Below are 22,117 nucleotides of genomic sequence, written 5' to 3'. Positions count from 1 at the left end.
GGAAATAAAATGAATTCGAGTTAATCATTCTTTTTCAAGGAAAAATGTTCTTATTAATATAGTAATTTTATATTTATCTTTTCAGAAAATTTATGGACTAATAAATAATAAGATTTCCAGAAACGAGGAAAAATATGTTCAAAAAATGGAGTATATTTATAATTACAGCTGTGTTATTACTTTCTCAATTGAGTTGGTTACCGCAGCTACACATAAAAGCTGAAACACCTTCAAATTCTACTGCAATTCATAAATTAATGCCTAAATATTTAGTAACCAATTTTAATTTTGATATGAATGCATCAACTGTTACTGTTGATAAAAATAACTTTTATGTTGCTGGTAATTTCCGCACAGGAAAGGATCTAGTTGGAGTAAAGTGGGAAACGAAAGATAATTATAGTCATCCTGATTTAAAATACCCAACGAAACCTGATTTTAGTAATGTTAATCTTGAATATGATTATAAAATTGAAGGTTTTACGAACCTAATGGACAGTGGGTTAGCACCCAGTTTAACAATTGAAACCAATAATGGTGAAGTTCATTATGTACGACTTTGGAATTACGTTGTAGATCGTCCTGCGGAATCTTGGGAACTTGGTGCCACTAGAGACGTAGATAAAGAAATTCGTTTTCCTGAAAACCGAAAAGAAGGAACTGCCAATGGGGAAACTGGACATATTAAAATAGATTTTAATAATTTATATGCTGGTTGGACGCCCTATAGCTACAATACTGAACAAAGAAAATATACGCCAGACCCCAATTGGAAGAAGATACCTGTAAATGATATTAAATCAATTATGTGGTCTGTTGTTCCACAAGGATATCAGTCTTCTGAAGCCAGTAAGAAATTAGGGAAGTCTGAAAAATTCAAGCTTCATTTTAACAATTGGAAAGTATCAGGAAATACATACTTGATGGATGAACCTAAAAGTGCACCAAGTCATAATGTGAGGATGACTGACGATTATGATGACATCTATAATTTAACTCCTGAAAGGGTTGTAAGTGATTATAAAAAATTAGGGTTTAGTAAGCTAGTCAATTTTTATATAGGTGCTTCTCATTATTATGACAAAATTTTAACGGATTCTGGCGTAGAAATGAATACTGATTACCCATTTAATCAAGGCTTTGAAGAGTGGTATAGCAATTACGCGAAACGTTTAAAAGAAAATAATATGGATCTTATACAATCTATTTCAATGGAATCTGTAGATGCTCCAGAGTCATGGTGGCAGCGTACTTGGGATAATGTTCCTGGTACAACGGGCTGGACACCTACTCCTCATCTTTTAAGTTTTACGAATGAGGACGTAAAAGCTTTTTATAAAAAATACGTTTTAGGATTAGCTAAAATCTCAAGTGATGCTGGTATTACACCAATGGTCCAATTAGGAGAACCTTGGTGGTGGCATAAAGAAGATATAGCAGGGAAGCCGCCTTGTTTTTATGATCAAGCTACAAAAGACCTATTTGAAAAAGAAAATGGATATCCTATGTATGAGTTTCACTCATCAACGGAAGACATGACTGGCCATGAAGATATGTTAGAGTGGTTAAGTAATAAAAATGGTGAATTTTCTTTACTGTTACGTGATACATTAAAAAATTCTTATTCTAATGCTAAATTTACTGTTTTATTCTTTACTCCTTCTGTAATTGATACAGATCGTGTTCCACCAATGATGTCAATCGTTAATTTCCCTAAAAAACAGTGGAAATATCCAAATCTGGACTTCTTTATGATTGAGGACTATGATTACCTGATTGACGGACATATGGATAAGCACAAAGAAACGTTAAAGTTTGCACAAGAAAATTTAGGTTACCCAAAAGAAAAGGTTCATTATTTCTCAGGGTTTGTTTTAAATAAAGAGCAACAACATGTTTGGAATAATATAAATGAGGCAATTAATGATGGCTTTAATCAAAAATTAGGTGAGGTATATATTTGGGCATATGCACAAGTTATTCGAGATGGTTGGCGAAGTCCTGGATTATTAAGTACTAATTATCCTGAGGGAAGCTATGGAAATCCAATCGATGTTACTCTAACTTCTACAAGCTCAGATAAAATAATATATACATTAGATGGAACAGAACCTACAGCTAGTCATGGTTCTACCTATACAGGTGCTATTCCTATTAAAGCTGATACAGTAGTAAAAGCAATTGGGTTAAAAGGTTCAAACATAGTAAATCGTGCTACACTGAACTATAAAATTACGAATTACGTTGACCTAAAGAATCTTACACCTGTTGATGTTAATGAAAATAAAAATTCTATGGATTTTTATTTCAAACCGGATAAAACAGGATTATACAGATTCTTTACTATGCCTTATAAAGGAAAAGAACAAGGATCAGGAAATGAATTAAAACTATATCAGGAAGAACAAAGACTTGCTTCCAACATGGATTCAGGCGGTCCATACGGTGCTCATTATGCAAAAATCGAATATAATCTACAAGCTGGAAAAACGTATGTTTTAAAACTATCGAATCCTTCTGGGCAAAATGTTTTAAAAACAACAGTAATGGCTGAAAGTGATTTTAATAGCACGAAACAAACAGCAGAAGCTGTAAACTGGGATCAAATAAAAGATCATAATCTTACATCTTTACATGATATAGATTATTATAAGGTGAATCTTACTTCACTAAATGAACAAAAAATAAATCTTACAAATAATGTAGCAACCATTGAAAATGCAAGTGGTGAAGTCATAAAAACGATGTTCCCTGGAAATGCTTCCAATACATTTAAACCAACAGCTGCTGGAACGTACTACGTGAAGCTTTGGAACAATAAAGATCTTAATACAGACCCAGATTTAATGACGGCACTTAATCAATTAAATAAAACGACTGACACAAGTGCTATCTTAGAATTACAAAAGAATTTACAAAAAATGAAGTTCTATTTTGGTGATTTGACAGGCTTTTATAACTCTGATTTTTATATGTCACTGATATCCTATAAAAAGGTACTAAATAAATGGGATCCTGGTGTTGCAATTAGTGGGAAGATGCTAGAAGAAGATGCAAATATTGATGATCGTATTCGATATTATGCCAAACGTGATGTAGATTTAGGTAGGGATGCTGAAGGAAGCATCTATGAAACATTATTTGATGGCGATTTAGCCATCTTACAAGCTATGCCGATACCAGGCGAATCAGCGTTAATGCTTGGGCTATCTAAAATTGGTAATACGTTTTTATTAAAGGAACTTCCTATCTTAGGTAAGTTCGGAAAATTAACTTATAATAAAGAAACAAAATCATGGACTTCTTCCGGTGGACTTGAATATACTCAAGGTAGTGCTCACGGGAATCGAGTGAAGCATGTACTAGATCATACAAAACCTAATCCTAATAAACCTACACATTCTGTGTTTAATGTTGATAAAACAAAGTTATTAGAATTAGTAGACGAGGCCTGGTCTAAGAAAGGTACCCATGTACCTGGCGACTCCGGTGCATATATAATTCCTATGGGAAGAATTGTAGGAACTGAAGGTGAAACTGCGGTTAAAATAGTAGTAAGACCTGGTACAAATAAGGTTATTACTTCATATCCAGTTAAAAATTAATGGAGGAAAATTTACATGAAACTATTTAGGGAGAAAGTTATTTGTCCTAGATGCGATGGGAATGGGCTAATTTATAAAGCAGAAATTAAAAAACTAAATCAGATTGTATATGTATGTGATGAATGTGATGCAACTTGGTTAACAAATAATGAAATATATTTAAACAACTTTATAGATTTTGAGACCTTTCTAGAAGAGAATTCATGTTCTTATAACGACGCAAATATTATCCGTCTAGGGTATGATTGGTATAATTAGTGATTCGATGTTTTTATATTTTTTGTTTGATAAAATTGTTTAATTAGGAAAAAACCAGTTACAAATAAGAAAACACACATATGTAACTGGTTTTTTAGTTTTACATTTTATAAGTTTTGTAAAAATCGTTTTTCTCTTATTATAAAAACAGAATATTTAGTCATAAAATGATATTGTACTTTGAGATACTGTGCTAGTATGAAAGTATAATCTTACGAGGAGGAATTCAAATGAAATACGTAAAACTGAAATTTACTCATGGAGATAGCTGCCACCATATCAAAGGGCCCGGGGTCGGTGGCGGTTCTAAATCAGCTCATGGAAATACAGGTGGGTCACCTATTAAAGGGCATGGAAAAGGTATTTAACTTTTCGCAATGACTAAAAATCATAAATTGTAAGGCAGACCACAAAAACTAAGACGTTTATTTTTCATGTGAATGACTATGTTAGCTTTAACAAAAAAGGAGAGTTCAAATGAATTATAGCTATGCAGATGGAAATACTGGATATCATACCAAAGAACCTAGTGGCTTAAAATATTCACAACATGGTAACACTGGTGGTCATCATATTGACGAACCAGGTGTAGGGTGGAAATATGCACATGGGGATACAGGTCACCATTTTGAACCAGGCGGAAGCTACCATTAAAAAACAACACCTACAAAATATTTGTAGGTGTTGTTCCCATTTATGAATTTGCTATTTCTCTAATTTTGTAAAAATCGTTTTTAGTTTTTCATTTCTTTTGCTTCAAGAAAATGAAAAGTTGGAATACCTAACTCTCGGCTTATTTTCTCTTGGTACTCATTTATATTTATAACCTTCAATGTACCATTTTCTTCTTGATACTGTACTAAATATGGCTTGTCTGTATCTTCATCTTTACAAACTAAATGATACCATACACTATCTTTCTTAATTGTCATCGCTTGTGTTGTTGCAATTTTTCCTGTTTGAGAAGGATAAGATTTAAATTTATTTTCCTTATTCGCTTGATCTAATGACTTTTTCTCAATATCAGTCATAATAGTGTATACATAATTACCATCTTTTTCAGATAACCTAGCATAATCTTGACTCACGACACTACCATATATCGGATCTTGAACAATTTTTTGTACCGCATCTTGAAGAGCATGAATGTAAAAATATAAAATGACCATCCCAACAACCATACCGATAAGAACTACAGTTAAAACGATTCTTTTAATTGCGTGTATCATAGATTTTAAAATCCCCCTATAACTTTCTGAAAACCCATATTTATGTATTTATTCCATATGTCTTATATTACCATAAATAGGTCAAAGCAAGAGTTCCTACTTTTTGGATTCATTCAAGAATAAAACAGAAGATTTTCTAAACACTTTATCCATGCTGTTCCTTGAATTTCAATTTTACTAATGCTAAAATATCGATATCCTTGATTATCAAGGAATACGTTATGTGAGGTGATATACATGGGTAACCTTTTTGAAAAAGAATTTGAGTCTATCGAAAATAAAGAAATCACAATTACAGGAAAAAGACAAATTACCATTCCTAAAAATTATTATGATTATTTAGGTATGAAGGATTCCCTCCATGCCATCCTTACCCCTCAAGGGATTTTTTTAAAACCATCTAAGAAAGAACAAACAGTATATGAGGATGATATTCAAAAAATTGTTTCTGAATTAATTGCCAGGGGCTATAAGGGTGGCGAACTTGCCGAGAAGCTATCAAAAAGAATTGCTGAATACGAACAGTTTTTAGATCATAAGATTGAGCAATTCCAAAAAGAGATGGAAGGTTCTGTAGGTAAGGAGGATGATTTTAATGGACTTGACATTTTCTTTGACGAAAAAGATGGAGAAACTGATTAAAAAGTTAGAAAAAAGACAAAAGAAGCTTGTAGATGAATATGAAAATAAAAAGGAAATTATCTTACAAAATCCAGGTATCGGTAAGACACTTAAAGGTGATCTAAGTGAGTATAGGGTGTATGATTGGACGATACAAGGAACTGGAATTCGTTTAGCATATGTGTACTATATGGCAGACAATCACCTTGTCTTTGTATATTTTGGAACTAGAGAAAATTTTTATCAAGAATTAGGACGATATGTCAATTAAGTTGAGAAGACACCATATATACAAAGGAAGGACTAAAATAGATATGACAAAGACACCTGAACCCAATTGGCAGCCAATCAGTGCTCTATCAATGATTGCTAATATGATTGATGGACAACTAGAGGAATCACAGGAACAATACATTACTCTATTGGAAACGCAACAAAAACCACATGTGTTAGATGACTACACCGTACATCGCGTCATTCAAGTATATACCGATCAGCTTGAATTTTTGCCAATATATATAATGCAACTCGAAAAGTGGCAAAACGAAGTGAGTTTAACACTCACTCAACAAAATGAAATAAAACGACTGCAAGAACAAGTAACACTATGGAAGCAGGTTTTAACTGATATCTTAAATTTAGCAAACAAACTAAAAGAAGAGACCATTGAAAAAGTAATGTCAAAAAGTGATTTGGAATTAGGTATACAGAGTCTGAAAAACTACATTAACAAATTATAAGTATGGGTATATATACACATTAGGGTATCTTTTGCAATGCATTGTTCACACTACTATCCATGTAGAATTGTACCTTTTAATACCAAAAGTACAATCCATTAGGATTGACCTAAATTAGAAGTTTCGAAAGAGCTATTGAAATGATTTTACACTCTCAAAAACCTTCATTTTTGAGAAACGTAAAAACTTTATAAATTGGGGGTTCTTGCCCATCCCCTCCAAAAGATACAGAAGTAATCCCATAAAGAGGATATATTTCAAATAAGTTTGATCATGAAAATCACTAAAAAGAATGACGCCTACAATTGTAATCAACATAATAGACAATAACACAACTGGATGTAAGTAAAGTGCGTTTTCAGTTATAATATATAAAACATTGACGAATTGTAGCGAATCCGTATGGGTTTCGTACGAAGAGTGCCGAATCAAACGTTTGTTTAAAACATAAAAACCGTGATAGAAGTCCTCTATGGTTGGTACATCAACATTTCACCCTCAAGGAAATCCCCTTGATAGGTAGTATGTATTCGCCATATGTTGCAATCTAATCATGGAATCATAAAAAATAGGAAAAAAGATTGAGCGTATTCGCTCAATCTTCCAAATGACAGCTTACCACAGCTTATAGAATATACTAGCAAACCTGTATCTGTTTGTCTTAATACTTCTATTATTTCGTATCTTCAAATACATGCAATGTATCTTTACGGATTTTATCTTTTTCAGTATCTGACTTTTTAAAGTCGTATTGATATAAAGCGGATTCCCAATCCCCATACATTGGATTTGGGAACATAATAAACTTTTCTCCAAACGCTTCGTGCATCTCTTCTACCGTTTGATTTCTATCTTGTACAGATTTTTCATCAAATCCGGTAAAATCAGATAAATTATCTCCAAAGAATAGAATAATATCATGTTCTGTCGCAACTTTCTTTCTGCGTTCTTCCTTCCCTTTTTCTTCTTTTCCCTGTAATAAGACATGCTCCTTATCAGCTTGTGGAATATGCAATTTCTGTAAGTTTTGTAAAGTAGCATCTAATTGACTCTGTTTGCGATTTGAGATGTAGTAGATCGCTACCCCTTTTTCATTTGCATATTGTAAAAAAGGAATGGCACCAGGAAGAGCTTCTGCTTTCGCTTGTTGAATCCATTCTTCCCATTTATAAGGATATCCTTTTCCTGTTTTCACGGTCATGACTTGATACGGACTATTATCCACGACCGTTTCATCTAAATCTAAAACAATGGCAGTCTTTTTCTCGGTACCTTTAGCAAGTGCGGCATCTAATTTCATCTTTCCAATATTATATCCTTGATGATAGAGCGCTTTGACTTCGCCAGCCGTTTGATACCAAGCATCTGCCATAACTTGTTGTTCGGTTAGTGAAGATGTTTGTTTTGGCTGTACTTGTAGTGACTGACATCCCATGAGGGAAAGAGCGAACAGCGTGATGGCTATACTTGATTTGCAAATGGGTTTCATTGTGTATCACACTCCTAGGTGTATATTTTGTATGGTATGCGCCTACTTTAAGGGAATTATACCAAAAATGCCATTCTCTTTTATTAGAAAAACGCCATCGGTCATTTTAATGGTTCTTATAGGTCTGTGTATGCATTTTGATTCGTTCGCATGTTTTTCTATTCTGTATAAATTAAAAACGTTTATTAGCCAATCTGAATGGTTTGTTTCAAATGAATTCGTATACAATTGGTATACAAAACCATTCATTTTATATAAATTGGTTGTATCAACATGATCAAAACCGAATTATATAATGATAATTAAATGATATATCTGTTGTTGTTCATTTTCAATTGCATTCCTCCCCATACAAACCTCCTTTAAAGTTAATCTGAATACTTAAAAAACTTTGATATAACTTAGGTTAACCGAGTTAACATGGGTTAACTCATTCAAGTAGAAACCCAAACAGAACAAATTCAATGAAAAAATTCGAACTGTATATACATTTGGCTTTTTTTAAATAAAAATCACAAATGTCTTTGAGTAAGTATTATAATTGGTATAGAATACAAAAAGGATTTTTCTTTTAACTTGTACAAGGGTATTTTTGCCCATCCCCTCGAAAAGGGGGAATAAGAAAAAACGGTGTGAAAAACCCTTATTTATAAGGATTTTTCGTTACTCATAAAATATGTGTTTCAAAACATAGACAACTATGTTGACATGTTTCAAATACGATTAAGTTGTATTTTTGAAATGAAAAAAACTAGATTTTTAGCTATGTCATAAAGTGTACTTTTTGGCATGGTGCATAAATATAGCTAATTCCCCCTTTTCGGGGATTCGGGCAAAAACACCCATTTTAGCAATGGGATATTGACCTGGTCAACAGGATAAAACGTAACGTAAGGATTTTTACGTCTAAATGTAATTCACGTGGTTTATTTCCAAAATGCGGGAGTTACCTCGTATAAACGAGGTAGAAAGACCTATTTCAAGTTATTTATTTTTTGCATCAGAACCTATATTTCATTCTTTTTCTTTTGATACTGTACCTTTAAACAAAATAACAAAAAGAGGATCGGAATGTAGATATAGATTAAATAAAATGTAAAACGAGAAGTTTGCGTAATAAATGTATTAATTGTATGTCGATCTTGCAGCTCGCATACGATGGCAATCAGTATCCCTAACAAGGCTAGTAATGTATATCTTTGGCGAACAGCGAATATTTCTCGTATGCCTCGTGTACAAGCCCAAATGGGTAAGATCATACTGGTAATCATCCCCCATGCATACCCGGATACCATAATATATTCAAACCGTTGGATGAAAGGGAATGTAATCAGTTGAGAAAGAGACAATTGTGACCAAATTCGATGTGCAAGCATATTTTCGTTAAAACAGGCTAGTGCTGAAACGATCGTCAAGAGGTAGAGAAAATTAGAAAAAAGCAATCCGTATTGCGCAAATCTATGGGATTCTTTCGGATGATGAATAAAAGGGTATATCATGAGAATGATTTCCGATCCGGCCATCGTATAAATGGACTTTTTCATGGCATCGCCAATATCTTGCATCGAATGATTCCAAATCGGTAAAAAACCATCCATCTCACCATATTTCATCATGCAGTATATACATAAGAAAATATATAAGATAGACATAAAAATAGAGAGTACACAGATCGCAGTCATGACTCGAAATCCAGATGAAACGATATAATACACTAACATACACATAACTGTGGCAAGTATAAAAGTAGACGCGGTAGGAAACATCCATACTTGTACAATTTCAATATAAGTGCGTAAGATAGAAGCACTCACAATAAAAAAATAGAAGAGAAAGAGTACATTTAAACCTGTACCAAATAATTTTCCAAACATATACGTTTGGAGTTCTAACATACTGCCCTGTATCCAAGAAAGCATACGATATATCATCCACATCAAAATATGGAGAACAATCCCTGCTAGTAAAACACCTATCCATGCATCATAACCTGCTTTTTCAGCTGCAATTCTAGAAAAACCCAAGACACCGGCTCCAAATTGGGCACTATGGATTAAAAAAAATACATAGATGGGAGATACTTGATATGCTTGGTTTACTTTCATTATTTTTATACTCCTATTGATTTTTATATGGTGGTGTAAAAAAGAAATGCTGAAAGAAAAGTTCCGTGTAGATCTTCTCGCGTACTATTTTGGTAATGTAGAACCCGATTGTGTAATGTTTGGTTTTACATGGATACGAATTTGACACATAGTAAAATAGTGTTTTCCATTTTCCCAATTCTTCTCTATCGTTTTCCATTTTTTATAGTCTTTACGCTGATATGCATCTCCTATTTCGAGGACATCTAATTTATATTGTTTTTGTATACGCTGTATCGTACTTTGTAATTGTTTTTCCATTTCTTTCATTAGTAAGTTATTCAATTGCTGTATTGAAAAATGATGCTGTAAAGAGGAATGCATCTCTGCCAATTTCCCATCTACCGTAACGTATATATCTACTTTAGGATCGATTTGATTCGTAACATCTAGTTTCATACGATGGTGGACACGCTGAAATTCAAATGTGATGAGTTGTTTCTGTTTTAAAACGGTAAAAATCCCTCTTACCTGCGAACCAGTCATATAATTTAAGGAAGCTGTATCTTTTGCAGGTAAAATTGTAACGAAACCGTTATCCTTTCCTCTAAATAAAGCGGCCCCACTTAATGCTATTCCTTGTTTGGTTTGAAATAAAACTGGCAGTATAAAGCTTTTCTTGGCAAGGATCTTACTATGAATATCTCCAATTCGTTTTTTCTCTACCATGTGTGCATTTTTTTGCGTATGTTCGGATAACATTTCCACATATTTGGCAGGTAAATACTCAGGACCTGCATTTTGCTCTAAAATATGTTCGGCGTTCCCCTTCGATACAAAGAGTCGAATATTTCTTCTCATTGCGTCGTCACGTGTGTACACATCTAAAATATGTTGTAACATATACGGTGTTTGTAAGAGTTTATCAGAGAAAATAATGACTTGTATGTGTGGGAAAAATAAAGGTCGACTAATTTTTTTTGCAATCATGCGGAAATGTGCAAAAATACTTTCTCCTGTATCACTTAAATTAATATAATTTTTTTGTGTAGATGTACCACGCTCTGAGGTACTCAGTGTATTGGGTAATACCATTTGATAGGTTCCTTTGATTCCCGACCCTGGTGCTTGATCATACGCGGCGCCAACAACAAACCCTAATTCTTCAATTTCTCTTCGTTCCGCACAAGCACACAATAGACAAAGAAGAGAACTAGCAAAAATGAGTTTTAGAATCGCTTTCATATACACTCCTTCTGTTAAGAATTGGTATGTATAGTAGCGTGTGTTGTTCGGATGAGAATTATGTAGGTAACAGAAATATTGCATAAATCTTTCCTGTCAATCTTCGTTTGATAAGGAAAAGTTTGAAATTTCTGTATTTTAGGTTATGATTAAATCTCTATGATTATCTTTTTAAAGAACGGACTATGGATTTCTTTGCCCATCCCCCGAAAAAGGGGAATAAGACAGAAACTACCAATTAATAGATAATCAACGTAACAAAAAGGTATCATTTTTATATTGTGACAAATTATTTTTGGTACAGTATTTTGTTACGGCTAATTCAACAGCTAAGACATTTCATATTTTTAAATAAAAACTGTAACAAAAACGAACGTTTATGTTACAAATCGAACAACTAAGACTGAACCCTAAAATGGAATATTTTGTCTTAATACCCCTTTTCGGGGGATGGGCAAAAACACCCAAGATAGTGTACAAGCAGAAAGCATTGTATTAGAAAGTATTAAAAAAGCCGGGAAAGTTTTATCCCAAAAGAATCATGCAAAATTAGATGAAGCATTAGCTTTAATTAGTGAAATAAAAGAAGCTGCTTCACCACAGGAGGAAGATGAAATGAAAGTAGAAGATATTGCAGAGATTGTTAAACAAGCAGTAGAACCACTAGCTACTAAGTTAGATAAGATTGAAAAACAAGTGAATGGTGAGGAAGTAGAACCGACACCAGAAGAGCAAACAGAGGAAGAAAAAGCTGCAGCAGTTATTCAAAAAGCACTAGAACCAATTACAAAGCGACTTGAAAATATCGAAAATGCTGCTTCTATCCGTAAAGGTTTAGATCCAGATGAAGAAGTTACACCAGGACAACAAATTAAAAAATCTAAATGGGCAGGATTAAACCTGTAAGGGGAGGATTACCACTATGACAATGACTAACACAGAATTATTATCTCATATGCAACGAATCGCAAAAAGCACAATGACGACAGGAGGAACAGCTGCTGGGCTATTAAATCCAGAACAAAGTAAAGAGTTCTTCCGTATGGCTTTTGATACAACGCCATTCTCACAATTACACCGTAAAGAAATGCGTAAAGCAAAACAAGGTGAATTAGATAAAATTGCAATTGGTGGCCGTATTTTACGCAAGAAAACAGAAAACAGCGATGATAATTACCGCGCAGGTGTTCAAACTTCTAAAATTGAGTACAATACAAAGGCTATTCGTTTACCTTGGGAAATTACAGAAGAATTACTCCGCGAAAATATTGAAGGTGAAGGTTATGAAGATACTGTAATGGCTCTTATGTCTACACAATTAGGTATCGATTTAGAGGATTTACATTGGAATGGTGATACAGAATCTTCCGACGGAATGTTATCTATCAATGATGGATGGTTGAAAAAAATCAAGAAATCGAAAGAGTCTCATATTGTAGATCATGCTAAATTGGTAACTGGTACAGGTGAAGCTGCTGCGGCAAATGGATTTGGAAAAGGCTCTATCTTTGCTTTATCCGGTGCAATGCCAAATAAATATAAAAACAGCAACCTACGTTGGATTATGTCTCCAAGCCGTAGAGAGAAATGGATTGAGTATTTAACAAATCGTCCTACTGGTGCTGGTGATGCTGCGTTACTTGGAGCAGGAGATCAAGTTAATAAACCAATGGGATACGGAATTGTTACGGTTCCATCTTTAGAAGACGATGTTATTATTCTTGCAGACCCTAAAAACTTTATTGCAGTCAATACATACGACACTCGTGTTCGTAAAACTACAGAAGGTAAAACTGCAGTAATGGAAGATAAACGATTCTATGTAATTCACTTTGATGATGATGCTGTAATTCAAGAAATGGATGCAGTAGCAATCCTAACAAATATTCCGGATGCGTTTGGAGCTTAATATCCAGGCGTATTTTTTATGGAAATAAACCCTTTGTTATTGGGGTTTTGAATGTATACTTTTTTAATATTTTCTTGTTTTTAATGGAAAACGAGATATAACCAATAAAACCAACAATACGAATGTAAACTTTCATGTAATAGTTTACATTCGTGAAAGGGGTGTTAATTATGAAAGTAGTTACGCTGCGATACGGTGGCACTTATACCGCTTATGGACAAAAGTTTAAGAATGGCCAAGAAGAAACAGTTGCAAATGATAAAGCTGATTATCTTGTAAGTACTGGACATTTTGAACTTGTAAAAGAAGTCGATAAGAAGGAGAAAGAAACATAATGGACATTACCTTGCAGGACATTAAAGAACGCGTAAATGTGCAAAAAATGCCCGATACGGTTATTCAAGAACTAATAGATTACTATACAGTTATTGTTAGAAAGTATTTAAGAGTTAAGCCGGAGAATCCAATGAAAGAAGTCATTCAAACAAGCAAACTAGCTTGGCTTTCTTTTCCTGCTGAATCTATAGCAAAAGTAATTCATGTTAGTTCGAAACAAGATATGACCGATTCTATTACTGTAAATGGGCGTATTGTTTATGGTTTATCCGAAAATCAGTTATATGAATTCGAATATAAGATACAAGATTATGATGATCTGCAGGTACTTATGAAGAAATGTATTATTGATTTGGTTGTTTCTGCAGTAGTTCGTGCTAACTTACAAAGAAAAGGTATGAAGACATCGGAGAGTATAGGGGATTATTCGTACCAGATTAGCCCAGAAACGCTAGATGAACCAGCTACAAACAATAAGATGCTCAATGGTTTAAAAGGCTTTAGAGCAAGAGTTAAGCCGGTGATGGCAACATGAATATGTACTTTGATGATGGCGGTATGGATGATTTATATATTCATGAGGTAGTTGTAAAACGAAAAATGAAAAAGAAACAATCCTCTGGTAATTATGCAGAAACAGAAGAAGACATTTATGAGAATATGACTTGTCGTGTAACTACTAATTCTGCTGCTGATAATGAGAGATTTAAGCGTGATAAACAAAATTTCGATACAACTTTTAAGATATATGCACCTGCTTCTTACAAAATTAAGCCTAATGATCGTATTCATTTCAAAAGTGAAGAATTAGGCGTTGATTATATGTTTGAAGTAAAAGGAGAACCGCGTAATCCTGTGTTTATGAATCACCACATTGAAATTTATTGCGAAAAGGTATGATTCTATATGGCTAATTCAGTAGAAATTGAGTATTCAAGCAATATGGAGCAAATAAAGACGCATATTAACGCTATGTGTGTTGAAAAGGTTACAGCAGCATCTATTCATTTACAAAATCAAGTGAAGAAGAATCTCACGGGTAGCCGTAGCGGTAAACAATACAAAATACCTCATAGGGTGTTTTTGCCCATCCCCCGAAAAGGGGGAATAAGACAAAATATACCAAATCATATTTTGTCTTATTCTTCTTCAAGTGAATGTTCTTGCGTTAATCTGGTTAAAATATCATCTTCGTTGATGTTCTCAATGATTGTCTCTAAATTTACCACTGTTGGGGATTTGCTAAATTCATAACGGCCATAAAAATTGATATGTTGCCAGGCAACCGGTGAAATATACTTTAGTATGTTCATCTCGATACCTTTATTCTGAGATTTCGTTAATAAATTTGATAATATACTCGCATTGTAGTAAATAATACAATTGGTTAACAACCTACTACATTCATTCCAGATTTGCTGATCTTGTTCAGTCTTGAAACGAAGTTTCCCAAAGTTTGCAAAAGATACAGCCCGACGTAATTTATGATAACTTTCCCCACGGTTTAGCGCCTTTTGAACATTTTGACGTAAGGATAGCGAATCAATATATTCTAAAAAATATAGACTTTTGATGATATTATCATATTCCCACAACGCACGTTTTGTTTGATTTTTTCGCGCATAGGAACTTAACTTTCGAACAATCACATTTTGAGTAGTCGTTTTTAAAGCAAGAGACAGCATAATTCGTTTAATATTGTCCCATTCCTTCATAATTAGCTCTGTATTAATTTTCCGCAAAGGTTTGATAAGGAATTCTTCATACTGGCTTGGATGCTGAAAACCATATAAATTTCGGGATATTGTCGCATGAATATCTTTATATCTTGGGGCAAACTGATAACCAAACAAATCTAAAATTGCAAAATTAACCTCATTCGTTCCGTGTGTATCTGTAGAATGAATATTAGGCTTTATATCAGTTGTATTATTGTATAAGATATCGAATACATAATGGCTTTCATGTTCATTCGCACCAATAATTCTTGCTTGAATCGGAATATGGTTGGCCACCATTGTATAAGAGGTAATCCCTTTATTCATTCCGAAATATTTAGAGGAATGACGGGACTGTAGCGTATGAATCTGTGTTTCAAATTTTTGACCATCACTACTCGAATGGACGAAATCATCAATATTATAATATTGAACAATGGGAAGTTTACTTGTTGCATTACTAATACAGTCATTCGCTTCTTTTAACGTTTCTAATCGAATAAAATTAGATGAGGTAGTTGCTAATTTTGAATAATCTATATCAGAGACTTCCCCCATTCTATATAATCCCATATTTGTTCCCCAAGCTATTAAACATGGAATGAGAATAGTATCATTTGCTTTTTGATTTGCATAGCGTCCCAGGATATGTTCAAAGTTATCTAGGAAATTACATTGTTGATTTACAAAGTACAGAATACTTCTCATATCACCTTGTGGTAATACATCGAAAAACGAATGATTAATAGGAGCTGAAGCTCGAGTATATGGAAGTGTCCAGGAATGATGATTTTTATGCTTTTTTACTTGAACATGTTTGTTTTTTCCTGAAGTAATCCTTTTATTAATTGAGATGATACGAGCTTCTAATTTGTTTTTAAGTTCTTTTAAATGTTGTTCGATGGGCTGTTGTAGCGTAGTTAAATGGAGATCTTGAATGATACTCTCTTTTTGTTCCCACTTATCTTCATCGATTAAATCATCTTCAAAACTTCTATACTGTATACTATCTCTACAAAAAATATCTCCTGATTGCAAACGATGCCATAAGGAATAATAAATTAAAAATTCATATCGATCTATTAGTAAACGTTTTGAATAAGGCTCATCTTTCGTGTAAAGATAACGTTTGTTGTTATTTGTTATAAAGGTTTGAGGGATATCTTCGATATCATATTTAGTTAAGGTTTTTCGTTTCGTAAAGACTTCTTTTAAAAAAGTTATTGCATCCATAAGAGAGTCACCCATATCCGTTGTAACAAAATCAACCATCATAAAAATAGGACGAATTTGTCGTTTAAACTGTAATGCCAATGTATCAATACGTTCCCAACGGAACGCTTTTTCATCTATTTTCGCATTATCCAGAATTTGATTGGCTAGTTCTGTTAATTTTGGACGGTCTAGTATAGAAAATACACGTTTTTGAATGTCTTTAAATGCGGTATTATCTGAAATGTTTTCATCTACTATAACTTGTAAGACCTCGCCTACTTTCTTGAAATCCCCCTGGTTTTCTGTGTAATAGGTATATACCTGGTCTTTAGCAAAGGATAGTATATCATCGTTGTATTTTCTCATTTTATAAATAAAACTATTAATCAAATTATCATTCATTCTTTGATAACGATGAAAAATAAAGCACAGTAAATAAATATAAATAAGGGATTCATCAAACCGTTTTAATTTATACACGGAATAATATTCTACTAAAGAAGCGTAGTATTTTATACTTTCATTAGAGATCTTTAGTTTAGGCAAAATTGTATTGGCCAGTTGAAAGAGAGAATGAATGTCTTTCCCACATTCAATTTCACGTTTAATTTCATTCATACTAAAATCTTTAGGTTCATGTTTTATCCGAGTAATCTCATATAATCCAGAAGAATTATATAATAATTCTTTTAAATGCTGTTTATCTGTTTCAGATAGATGATTTTGTATAATCTTTATGAGTCGTTGTTCTTCAGATGTAATAGCAGTTCCTACAATATCTTGCATAAAACTATACGCAGGAATAATAATGTGTTCTTCTATTAAATAATTGAGTAATTCACGAAAAATGAAAATAGGTTTTCCACTTACTGTTGCAGCCCTACGGGCTTTTTCTTGTAAAACACCTCGATAATATGAATCACAAATACGGTAATTAGATATTTTAAGAATTAATTTTTTATGAGTAGATCGTGTCTTTTTATCAATCGATCCAAAATCTCCAAATGACTCATTTTTAAAATAGACTTTTAAAATATATTGAATATCTTCTTGGACTTCAGATAATTTAAACTGAAAAAATAAATGTTTTGATTTGAAATATCCAAGTTGAAGAATAAAATACACTTTAGACTTTATAGAACGTAAAGTATATAATAATTCCTTTTCTACTTGTGAAAGCGAAAAGTATTGCACACGTTCTTTAGGTGTAAATACAGGTCTACTATAAAGACGATTAATTTCATCTGTTGTCAAAATTTTCAGTCTGTTTTTAGTGTTCATATTTATCTTGGAATCCATCCTTTTACACAAAATATTTTATAATCAAACTTACTATGTCACAAAGTATACGTCATTTTGTATTAGTTCATATTTCGATAAATGGTCATTCTAGATATACCAGATTTTTCAGCAGCCTCTGTGATACTTGCTCCTTGTTCCATTAAATAAAATGCATAACTTAATTTTTCTTTGTCTACAGATGGTCTACCAGGATATTTTCCTCTTTTTTTTGCTGCAAGTATACCCTCTTTTGTTCGTTCAGAAGTTAAGTCTCTTTCAAATTGAGCAATACCAGCAAAAACAGTAAAAAGCATTTTTCCATGTGCAGTTGTTGTATCAAGCCAAGCCTCTTTTAGACTTTTCAAATTCGCTCCTTTTTGAGAAATGAGTTCGGTAATTTCAATTAAGTCCTTTGTAGAACGTGAAAGTCGAGTCAAGTCTGTTACTACCACTGTATCTCCGTTACGTAGAAACTCTAACATACGATTTAACTCAAGACGATCTCGCTTGGTTCCTGTTACTTTTTCAAAAAACATACGCTCGCACCCAGCCTCTTTTAGTTGTTGTTCCTGGCGATCTAAATTTTGATCAATTGTAGATACTCGCATATATCCAAATTTCATATAATTCCTCCTTTTTTCAGTTTTATTGTATCAAAAATGTTCTAAAATAGATATTGTTACAAATTAATTTTGTTACATATTTTTGTTACAGGCGTCGGCATGTTATAATGAGATATCCTTAACTTTAAGAGAACCAAATCTACATATAGGAGGGGTTTGAGTGAACTTATCTCAAGAAAAAAAACTAAAATTAATGATGCATACTATTACTTTATTATCTTTCATCATTCTCATTTTTTTTGGCATTACAATTTTTTATGTACCGTTCATTTTTTATTTCATATTCAAAGCAAAAGAACTTCGTATAATTGCTATTGAAACAGCTGTTTATCAGCTATTCACTTGGATTATTGTATTGATTTGGAATACTTTTGTAATGAGGATTTTAATGTTTTCTATGTTCCATTTCGATATGAATGCGAGTAATATGTCAATGATATTGTGGACAGCCCCATTATATATAATCCTAACTATTTTATTATTTTTCGGGCCTCTTAAAGGAATTTTATATGTATTACAAGGAAAAGATTTTCATTATCCGATTATCTCCAAATGGATTAGCAAGTAAAAAATAAATAAAGAAGAATCCAGCGAATTATGGATTCTTCTTTATTTTGTATTTATTGTCTATTTATGAAATATAAACTCATATTTTGTGTTTAAATGCTAGTTGTATTTATAATTGAGATATTTTTTAACTTCTAAAAATACTTAAAATAAGCATCGCTAAACCACTTAATGCCATAAAGGTAAAAGCACCATAGCCAAAAATTCGAATCCATTTTGGTAATTGATTCATGTTAACTTTATTTGTTGGGACTCCTTGTATAGAAAACATCATTTCTTGGTCTCGATCCCTATTATTTTGTTGTTGGTACATAATCTCATCACCTTTCTGGCAATTTTACTTATAGTATATCAAATTGGCTACAATTATACGTAACACATTTCACCAGTTGCCTGGCAACAAATCAATTTTTATGGCCGTTATGAATTTAGTAAATCCCCAACAGTAATCGATCTAGAAACAATCATTAAGAACATTAATGAAGATGAGATGTTAACCAAATTAACGCAAGATTCTTCATTTGAAGAATAATACAAAATACAATTTGGGATATTTTGTATTATTCCTCTTTTTCGGGGGATGGGCAAAAACACCCAAAATGGTTTCGTAAACTTGAAGGAAAATTAGTACATGCACAACGTATTCTTTCTAGACGTCAAGAATTAGCGTTAAAACGAACATGTAAATTAGATGAAGCAAAGAACTATCAAAAGCAAAAACGTAAAGTAGCTAAAATTCATGATAAAATCGTAAATGCAAGAACAGATTACTTGCAAAAAATCTCAACCTATATCATCAAAAACCACGATGTTGTAGGGATTGAAGATTTGCAAGTATCTAATATGTTACAAAACCACAAGTTAGCCAAAGCGATTAGTGAAGTATCTTGGTCACAATTCAGAACTATGCTTGCATATAAAGCGAAATGGTACGGTAAAGAAGTAATTACTGTATCTAAAACCTTTGCAAGTTCTCAGTTATGTTCGTGCTGTGGTTACAAAAATAAAGACGTTAAGAATCTAAATCTTCGTGAATGGGAGTGTCCATCTTGTAGCACACATCATGACAGAGATATTAACGCAAGTATCAATCTTAAAAAGGAAGCTTTGAGACTTCTAACCGTAGGGACTACGGGGATAGCCTAATCAATTAGAAACCGATAGGTTTCCGTACTTAGGAATCTCCCACTTCAAACAATCCGTGAGGATGTTAAGTGGTGAGTAGTTCAAATACTATAGACGTTGATCTTTCTGGAAATTTAGTCGAAAATGATCCGCATTATTGTAAACACCAAATTCATATCCTTTTTCTTTATAAAATTTAATAATTTCAGGAAGAGCTTGTAATGTTTGCGCCTTTTCATGCATTAAAACAACTTCTACGTCTTCTGTTGTCTGTTTTTTTACATTTTCTATAATCTGAGTTGGATTATCTTTTAATTTCCAATCACTTGAGTCTATTGTCCAATCCCAAACTTTTATTCCAGCTTCTACAATTTGATTACGAATTTCTTCACTCTTTAATCCTGGTGCGGAACCATATGGTGGACGAACTAGCTTAGGAGTTGTACCTGTAATATCATGGATAAGAGCTAACGTTTCTTTCATCTCTGGTACAAATTGTCCTTTTTTGTATAGCTTATCACTATTATGTGTCATACTATGTGCACCAATATAATGTCCTTCTTTTACTGCTCGTTTTACATTTTCCTGAAAACTTGTATTTTGTAAATTGCTACCCTGCATAAAAAATGTTGCTTTGATATTTTGCTCTTTTAGTACATCTAAAAATTTCCCAGTTAATTCGCTAGGACCGTCATCAAATGTTAAATAAACAATTTTTCCTACTGGCTTTCCATCCGGTCTTTTTTGTTTTGTCGGTGATGTTTCATTTTTCTTTTCTTGGTGTTGCGTATTAATTTGTTTCATACTTTCATTAGCTACTCCCCTCGCTGGGGTAGAGTTCCATTTCCCAATTAAAAAGAACATGAAAAAGGTCGTTGCTAAAACAACTCCTAACGATATTATTGCTTTGGTTAATACACTTGTTTTATTCTTATTTTTTGATTCTTTCATTATTTTCCGATCCTTTCTCTATTGATTTGCATATTAATTATTTATAAAGTTAAGCCTTTACTCGACTGAATTATTATTCTCAACCGGTATTTACAATGAATAGCTTAATAGAGAAAGATAAAGATAAAATGCAGACAATGTCGAAATCAGTTAAAGAATAATGTATTGTGTTCATTCTTTAGAAAAGTATTGTTCTCTCTAATACAGTTAAGTTAATTATTGAATTTGAAATCTGGTTGTACACTTAAAAAACAGCAAAAAAACATTCAATTTTTATCGAATGAATGTATATAATGTTACAATTATTAGTTGTATACACCTAAAATAAAAAATACTATTCTTTCTGATTAAGATATAGAAAGAATAGTATTTTTCTATTTACTTACTTTGTTAGATAGTAAAATAATTAATAATGCCATCCACAATACCTTTTTTTGATTTCCCTTGGAATTCTTCTGAATTCATTCTTTTTTCATCACTTTCATTTGACGTAAACCCTAATTCAATTAAGATGGCCGGTGAAGGATTTTCTCGTAAGACAAGGAAATCACTTCCACGAATACCTCTATCTCGAGTATCTATATTTTGATTAAAAATAGCTTTTTGTACACTCTTAGCTAACTTTTTATCTTCTCTTTTATTAGCTCCATAATGAGTTGTTATTCCTTTTACATTTGTATCCTCAAAAGCATCATGATGGATACTGATATAAAGATCCGCCGAATGGTCTTTAGCTATTTTGACACGTGCTTGTAATTCTTCCTTTTGTTTTGTTTCTGGAAGTAAGCTAGTGTCTTTTTCACGTGTCAATATAACTTTTGCATCAGTTCTTTCTTCTAATTCTTTTTTTATATTTTGTGCTACTTTTAAATTAAGGTCTTTTTCAATTGTTCCAAGCCTCTTTCCTTTCGTCCCTCTATCTCCTCCACCATGCCCCGGATCAATTACAATTGTTTTTCCTCTTAAGCGTAAATCCTCTTTTGATATATTTTTATGTCCCTTAGCATGTATTAAACCAAATCCTGTGCACATTATTAATGTAATAAATAAAAGCAATATCGCTCTTTTTTTCATTTTTAACAATCTCCTTATCAGTTTTTCATTCAGTTTCTAATGAAAAT

The 22,117-nt window shown here is 32.7% G+C and carries 21 protein-coding genes and 3 pseudogenes; 15 read left to right on the top strand and 9 right to left on the bottom strand.

Annotation, left to right across the window (positions count from 1 at the left end):
* Positions 1 to 134 precede the first annotated feature (134 nt).
* The 4 genes from MHH55_RS34095 to MHH55_RS34080 all read left to right on the top strand — a co-directional run bounded on the left by MHH55_RS34095 (position 135) and on the right by MHH55_RS34080 (position 4,517).
* Complete coding sequence (locus tag MHH55_RS34095; RefSeq protein ID WP_078186436.1) at positions 135 to 3,605, top strand: chitobiase/beta-hexosaminidase C-terminal domain-containing protein; 3,471 nt, start codon at positions 135 to 137, stop codon at positions 3,603 to 3,605.
* Positions 3,606 to 3,620: 15 nt separating this feature from the next.
* The gene (locus tag MHH55_RS34090) at positions 3,621 to 3,863 is read left to right on the top strand and encodes a hypothetical protein (RefSeq protein ID WP_000765552.1); all 243 of its coding nucleotides are present in this window, start codon (positions 3,621 to 3,623) and stop codon (positions 3,861 to 3,863) included.
* Positions 3,864 to 4,093: 230 nt separating this feature from the next.
* Entirely contained in the window at positions 4,094 to 4,231 is a 138-nt protein-coding gene (locus MHH55_RS34085) for a hypothetical protein (protein WP_176116546.1), read from the top strand.
* Between the two features lie 109 nt (positions 4,232 to 4,340).
* Positions 4,341 to 4,517: a hypothetical protein gene (locus MHH55_RS34080; RefSeq protein WP_176116544.1), complete on the top strand. Its 177-nt coding sequence runs from the start codon at positions 4,341 to 4,343 to the stop codon at positions 4,515 to 4,517.
* 80 nt (positions 4,518 to 4,597) lie between these two features.
* Here the strand turns inward: MHH55_RS34080 and MHH55_RS34075 are convergent, their stop codons facing one another.
* Positions 4,598 to 5,092 carry an NADH dehydrogenase gene (locus MHH55_RS34075; RefSeq protein WP_078186435.1) on the bottom strand — a complete coding sequence of 165 codons (495 nt, stop codon included), beginning with the start codon at positions 5,090 to 5,092 and terminating at the stop codon, positions 4,598 to 4,600.
* A 237-nt stretch (positions 5,093 to 5,329) separates the two neighbouring features.
* Between MHH55_RS34075 and MHH55_RS34070 the strand changes: the two genes are divergently transcribed.
* The 3 genes from MHH55_RS34070 to MHH55_RS34060 are packed head-to-tail and all read left to right on the top strand — an operon-like array spanning position 5,330 to position 6,453.
* Complete coding sequence (locus MHH55_RS34070) at positions 5,330 to 5,734, top strand: AbrB/MazE/SpoVT family DNA-binding domain-containing protein (RefSeq protein ID WP_078186434.1); 405 nt, start codon at positions 5,330 to 5,332, stop codon at positions 5,732 to 5,734.
* Complete coding sequence (locus tag MHH55_RS34065; RefSeq protein ID WP_078186433.1) at positions 5,688 to 5,984, top strand: type II toxin-antitoxin system RelE/ParE family toxin; 297 nt, start codon at positions 5,688 to 5,690, stop codon at positions 5,982 to 5,984. The genes MHH55_RS34070 and MHH55_RS34065 overlap by 47 nt, the downstream gene beginning before the upstream one ends.
* 43 nt (positions 5,985 to 6,027) lie before the next feature.
* Complete coding sequence (locus MHH55_RS34060) at positions 6,028 to 6,453, top strand: hypothetical protein (protein ID WP_078186432.1); 426 nt, start codon at positions 6,028 to 6,030, stop codon at positions 6,451 to 6,453.
* Positions 6,454 to 7,126: 673 nt separating this feature from the next.
* On the opposite strand, the gene MHH55_RS34055 is transcribed toward MHH55_RS34060, so the two are convergent.
* The 3 genes from MHH55_RS34055 to MHH55_RS34045 form a co-directional block, all read right to left on the bottom strand.
* Positions 7,127 to 7,942, bottom strand: coding sequence for a 5'-nucleotidase, lipoprotein e(P4) family (locus MHH55_RS34055; protein ID WP_078186431.1), 816 nt, complete (start codon positions 7,940 to 7,942; stop codon positions 7,127 to 7,129).
* 1,007 nt (positions 7,943 to 8,949) lie between these two features.
* Positions 8,950 to 10,050, bottom strand: coding sequence for a GerAB/ArcD/ProY family transporter (locus MHH55_RS34050; RefSeq protein WP_078186429.1), 1,101 nt, complete (start codon positions 10,048 to 10,050; stop codon positions 8,950 to 8,952).
* An 81-nt stretch (positions 10,051 to 10,131) separates the two neighbouring features.
* Positions 10,132 to 11,271, bottom strand: a complete 1,140-nt coding sequence (locus MHH55_RS34045) for a Ger(x)C family spore germination protein (protein ID WP_078186428.1) — start codon at positions 11,269 to 11,271, stop codon at positions 10,132 to 10,134.
* Positions 11,272 to 11,733: 462 nt separating this feature from the next.
* Here MHH55_RS34045 and MHH55_RS34040 point away from each other — a divergent pair.
* The 6 genes and pseudogenes from MHH55_RS34040 to MHH55_RS34015 all read left to right on the top strand — a co-directional run.
* Positions 11,734 to 12,177, top strand: a pseudogene (locus MHH55_RS34040) (XkdF-like putative serine protease domain-containing protein); the annotation flags it as partial.
* Between the two features lie 16 nt (positions 12,178 to 12,193).
* On the top strand, positions 12,194 to 13,180 hold the full coding sequence (locus tag MHH55_RS34035; protein ID WP_078186427.1) for a phage major capsid family protein: 987 nt from the start codon (positions 12,194 to 12,196) through the stop codon (positions 13,178 to 13,180).
* A gap of 170 nt (positions 13,181 to 13,350) precedes the next feature.
* Positions 13,351 to 13,515, top strand: a complete 165-nt coding sequence (locus MHH55_RS34030; RefSeq protein WP_000869887.1) for a YqbF domain-containing protein — start codon at positions 13,351 to 13,353, stop codon at positions 13,513 to 13,515.
* Positions 13,515 to 14,051 carry a hypothetical protein gene (locus tag MHH55_RS34025; RefSeq protein WP_078186426.1) on the top strand — a complete coding sequence of 179 codons (537 nt, stop codon included), beginning with the start codon at positions 13,515 to 13,517 and terminating at the stop codon, positions 14,049 to 14,051. Before MHH55_RS34030 ends, MHH55_RS34025 begins: the two co-directional genes overlap by 1 nt.
* Positions 14,048 to 14,416, top strand: coding sequence for a hypothetical protein (locus tag MHH55_RS34020; RefSeq protein WP_078186425.1), 369 nt, complete (start codon positions 14,048 to 14,050; stop codon positions 14,414 to 14,416). Before MHH55_RS34025 ends, MHH55_RS34020 begins: the two co-directional genes overlap by 4 nt.
* A gap of 6 nt (positions 14,417 to 14,422) precedes the next feature.
* Positions 14,423 to 14,590, top strand: a pseudogene (locus MHH55_RS34015) (HK97 gp10 family phage protein); the annotation flags it as partial.
* 65 nt (positions 14,591 to 14,655) lie between these two features.
* Here the strand turns inward: MHH55_RS34015 and MHH55_RS34010 are convergent.
* Together MHH55_RS34010 and MHH55_RS34005 are read right to left on the bottom strand one after the other, a co-directional pair.
* Positions 14,656 to 17,730, bottom strand: a complete 3,075-nt coding sequence (locus MHH55_RS34010; protein ID WP_001093351.1) for a Tn3 family transposase — start codon at positions 17,728 to 17,730, stop codon at positions 14,656 to 14,658.
* An 80-nt stretch (positions 17,731 to 17,810) separates the two neighbouring features.
* Entirely contained in the window at positions 17,811 to 18,353 is a 543-nt protein-coding gene (locus MHH55_RS34005) for a recombinase family protein (RefSeq protein WP_000668448.1), read from the bottom strand.
* Between the two features lie 160 nt (positions 18,354 to 18,513).
* Here MHH55_RS34005 and MHH55_RS34000 point away from each other — a divergent pair, with 160 nt between their 5' ends.
* Entirely contained in the window at positions 18,514 to 18,921 is a 408-nt protein-coding gene (locus MHH55_RS34000) for a hypothetical protein (protein WP_001054345.1), read from the top strand.
* Between the two features lie 126 nt (positions 18,922 to 19,047).
* Here the strand turns inward: MHH55_RS34000 and MHH55_RS33995 are convergent, their stop codons facing one another.
* The gene (locus tag MHH55_RS33995; protein WP_000284736.1) at positions 19,048 to 19,233 is read right to left on the bottom strand and encodes a hypothetical protein; all 186 of its coding nucleotides are present in this window, start codon (positions 19,231 to 19,233) and stop codon (positions 19,048 to 19,050) included.
* A gap of 263 nt (positions 19,234 to 19,496) precedes the next feature.
* Here MHH55_RS33995 and MHH55_RS33990 point away from each other — a divergent pair.
* Positions 19,497 to 20,066: pseudogene (locus MHH55_RS33990) on the top strand (RNA-guided endonuclease TnpB family protein); the annotation flags it as partial.
* Positions 20,067 to 20,153: 87 nt separating this feature from the next.
* On the opposite strand, the gene MHH55_RS33985 reads toward MHH55_RS33990, so the two are convergent.
* Positions 20,154 to 20,996, bottom strand: a complete 843-nt coding sequence (locus MHH55_RS33985) for a polysaccharide deacetylase family protein (protein ID WP_078186424.1) — start codon at positions 20,994 to 20,996, stop codon at positions 20,154 to 20,156.
* A gap of 390 nt (positions 20,997 to 21,386) precedes the next feature.
* Positions 21,387 to 22,070: an N-acetylmuramoyl-L-alanine amidase family protein gene (locus tag MHH55_RS33980; RefSeq protein WP_078186423.1), complete on the bottom strand. Its 684-nt coding sequence runs from the start codon at positions 22,068 to 22,070 to the stop codon at positions 21,387 to 21,389.
* Positions 22,071 to 22,117 lie beyond the last annotated feature (47 nt).

It is taken from the genome of Bacillus sp. FSL K6-2944 (assembly GCF_038005385.1).
Taxonomy (GTDB): domain Bacteria; phylum Bacillota; class Bacilli; order Bacillales; family Bacillaceae_G; genus Bacillus_A; species Bacillus_A cereus.
This window is presented reverse-complemented; position numbering and strand designations above follow the sequence as displayed.

Excerpts from the sequence above, each read along its gene's own strand:
- MHH55_RS34095 (WP_078186436.1), top strand. The coding sequence starts at position 135 with ATGTTCAAAAAATGGAGTATATTTATAATTACAGCTGTGTTATTACTT.
- MHH55_RS34090 (WP_000765552.1), top strand. The coding sequence starts at position 3,621 with ATGAAACTATTTAGGGAGAAAGTTATTTGTCCTAGATGCGATGGGAAT.
- MHH55_RS34085 (WP_176116546.1), top strand. The coding sequence starts at position 4,094 with ATGAAATACGTAAAACTGAAATTTACTCATGGAGATAGCTGCCACCAT.
- MHH55_RS34080 (WP_176116544.1), top strand. The coding sequence starts at position 4,341 with ATGAATTATAGCTATGCAGATGGAAATACTGGATATCATACCAAAGAA.
- MHH55_RS34075 (WP_078186435.1), bottom strand. The coding sequence starts at position 5,092 with ATGATACACGCAATTAAAAGAATCGTTTTAACTGTAGTTCTTATCGGT.
- MHH55_RS34070 (WP_078186434.1), top strand. The coding sequence starts at position 5,330 with ATGGGTAACCTTTTTGAAAAAGAATTTGAGTCTATCGAAAATAAAGAA.
- MHH55_RS34065 (WP_078186433.1), top strand. The coding sequence starts at position 5,688 with ATGGACTTGACATTTTCTTTGACGAAAAAGATGGAGAAACTGATTAAA.
- MHH55_RS34060 (WP_078186432.1), top strand. The coding sequence starts at position 6,028 with ATGACAAAGACACCTGAACCCAATTGGCAGCCAATCAGTGCTCTATCA.
- MHH55_RS34055 (WP_078186431.1), bottom strand. The coding sequence starts at position 7,942 with ATGAAACCCATTTGCAAATCAAGTATAGCCATCACGCTGTTCGCTCTT.
- MHH55_RS34045 (WP_078186428.1), bottom strand. The coding sequence starts at position 11,271 with ATGAAAGCGATTCTAAAACTCATTTTTGCTAGTTCTCTTCTTTGTCTA.
- MHH55_RS34035 (WP_078186427.1), top strand. The coding sequence starts at position 12,194 with ATGACAATGACTAACACAGAATTATTATCTCATATGCAACGAATCGCA.
- MHH55_RS34030 (WP_000869887.1), top strand. The coding sequence starts at position 13,351 with ATGAAAGTAGTTACGCTGCGATACGGTGGCACTTATACCGCTTATGGA.
- MHH55_RS34025 (WP_078186426.1), top strand. The coding sequence starts at position 13,515 with ATGGACATTACCTTGCAGGACATTAAAGAACGCGTAAATGTGCAAAAA.
- MHH55_RS34020 (WP_078186425.1), top strand. The coding sequence starts at position 14,048 with ATGAATATGTACTTTGATGATGGCGGTATGGATGATTTATATATTCAT.
- MHH55_RS34010 (WP_001093351.1), bottom strand. The coding sequence starts at position 17,730 with ATGAACACTAAAAACAGACTGAAAATTTTGACAACAGATGAAATTAAT.
- MHH55_RS34005 (WP_000668448.1), bottom strand. The coding sequence starts at position 18,353 with ATGAAATTTGGATATATGCGAGTATCTACAATTGATCAAAATTTAGAT.
- MHH55_RS33995 (WP_000284736.1), bottom strand. The coding sequence starts at position 19,233 with ATGTACCAACAACAAAATAATAGGGATCGAGACCAAGAAATGATGTTT.
- MHH55_RS33985 (WP_078186424.1), bottom strand. The coding sequence starts at position 20,996 with ATGAAAGAATCAAAAAATAAGAATAAAACAAGTGTATTAACCAAAGCA.
- MHH55_RS33980 (WP_078186423.1), bottom strand. The coding sequence starts at position 22,070 with ATGAAAAAAAGAGCGATATTGCTTTTATTTATTACATTAATAATGTGC.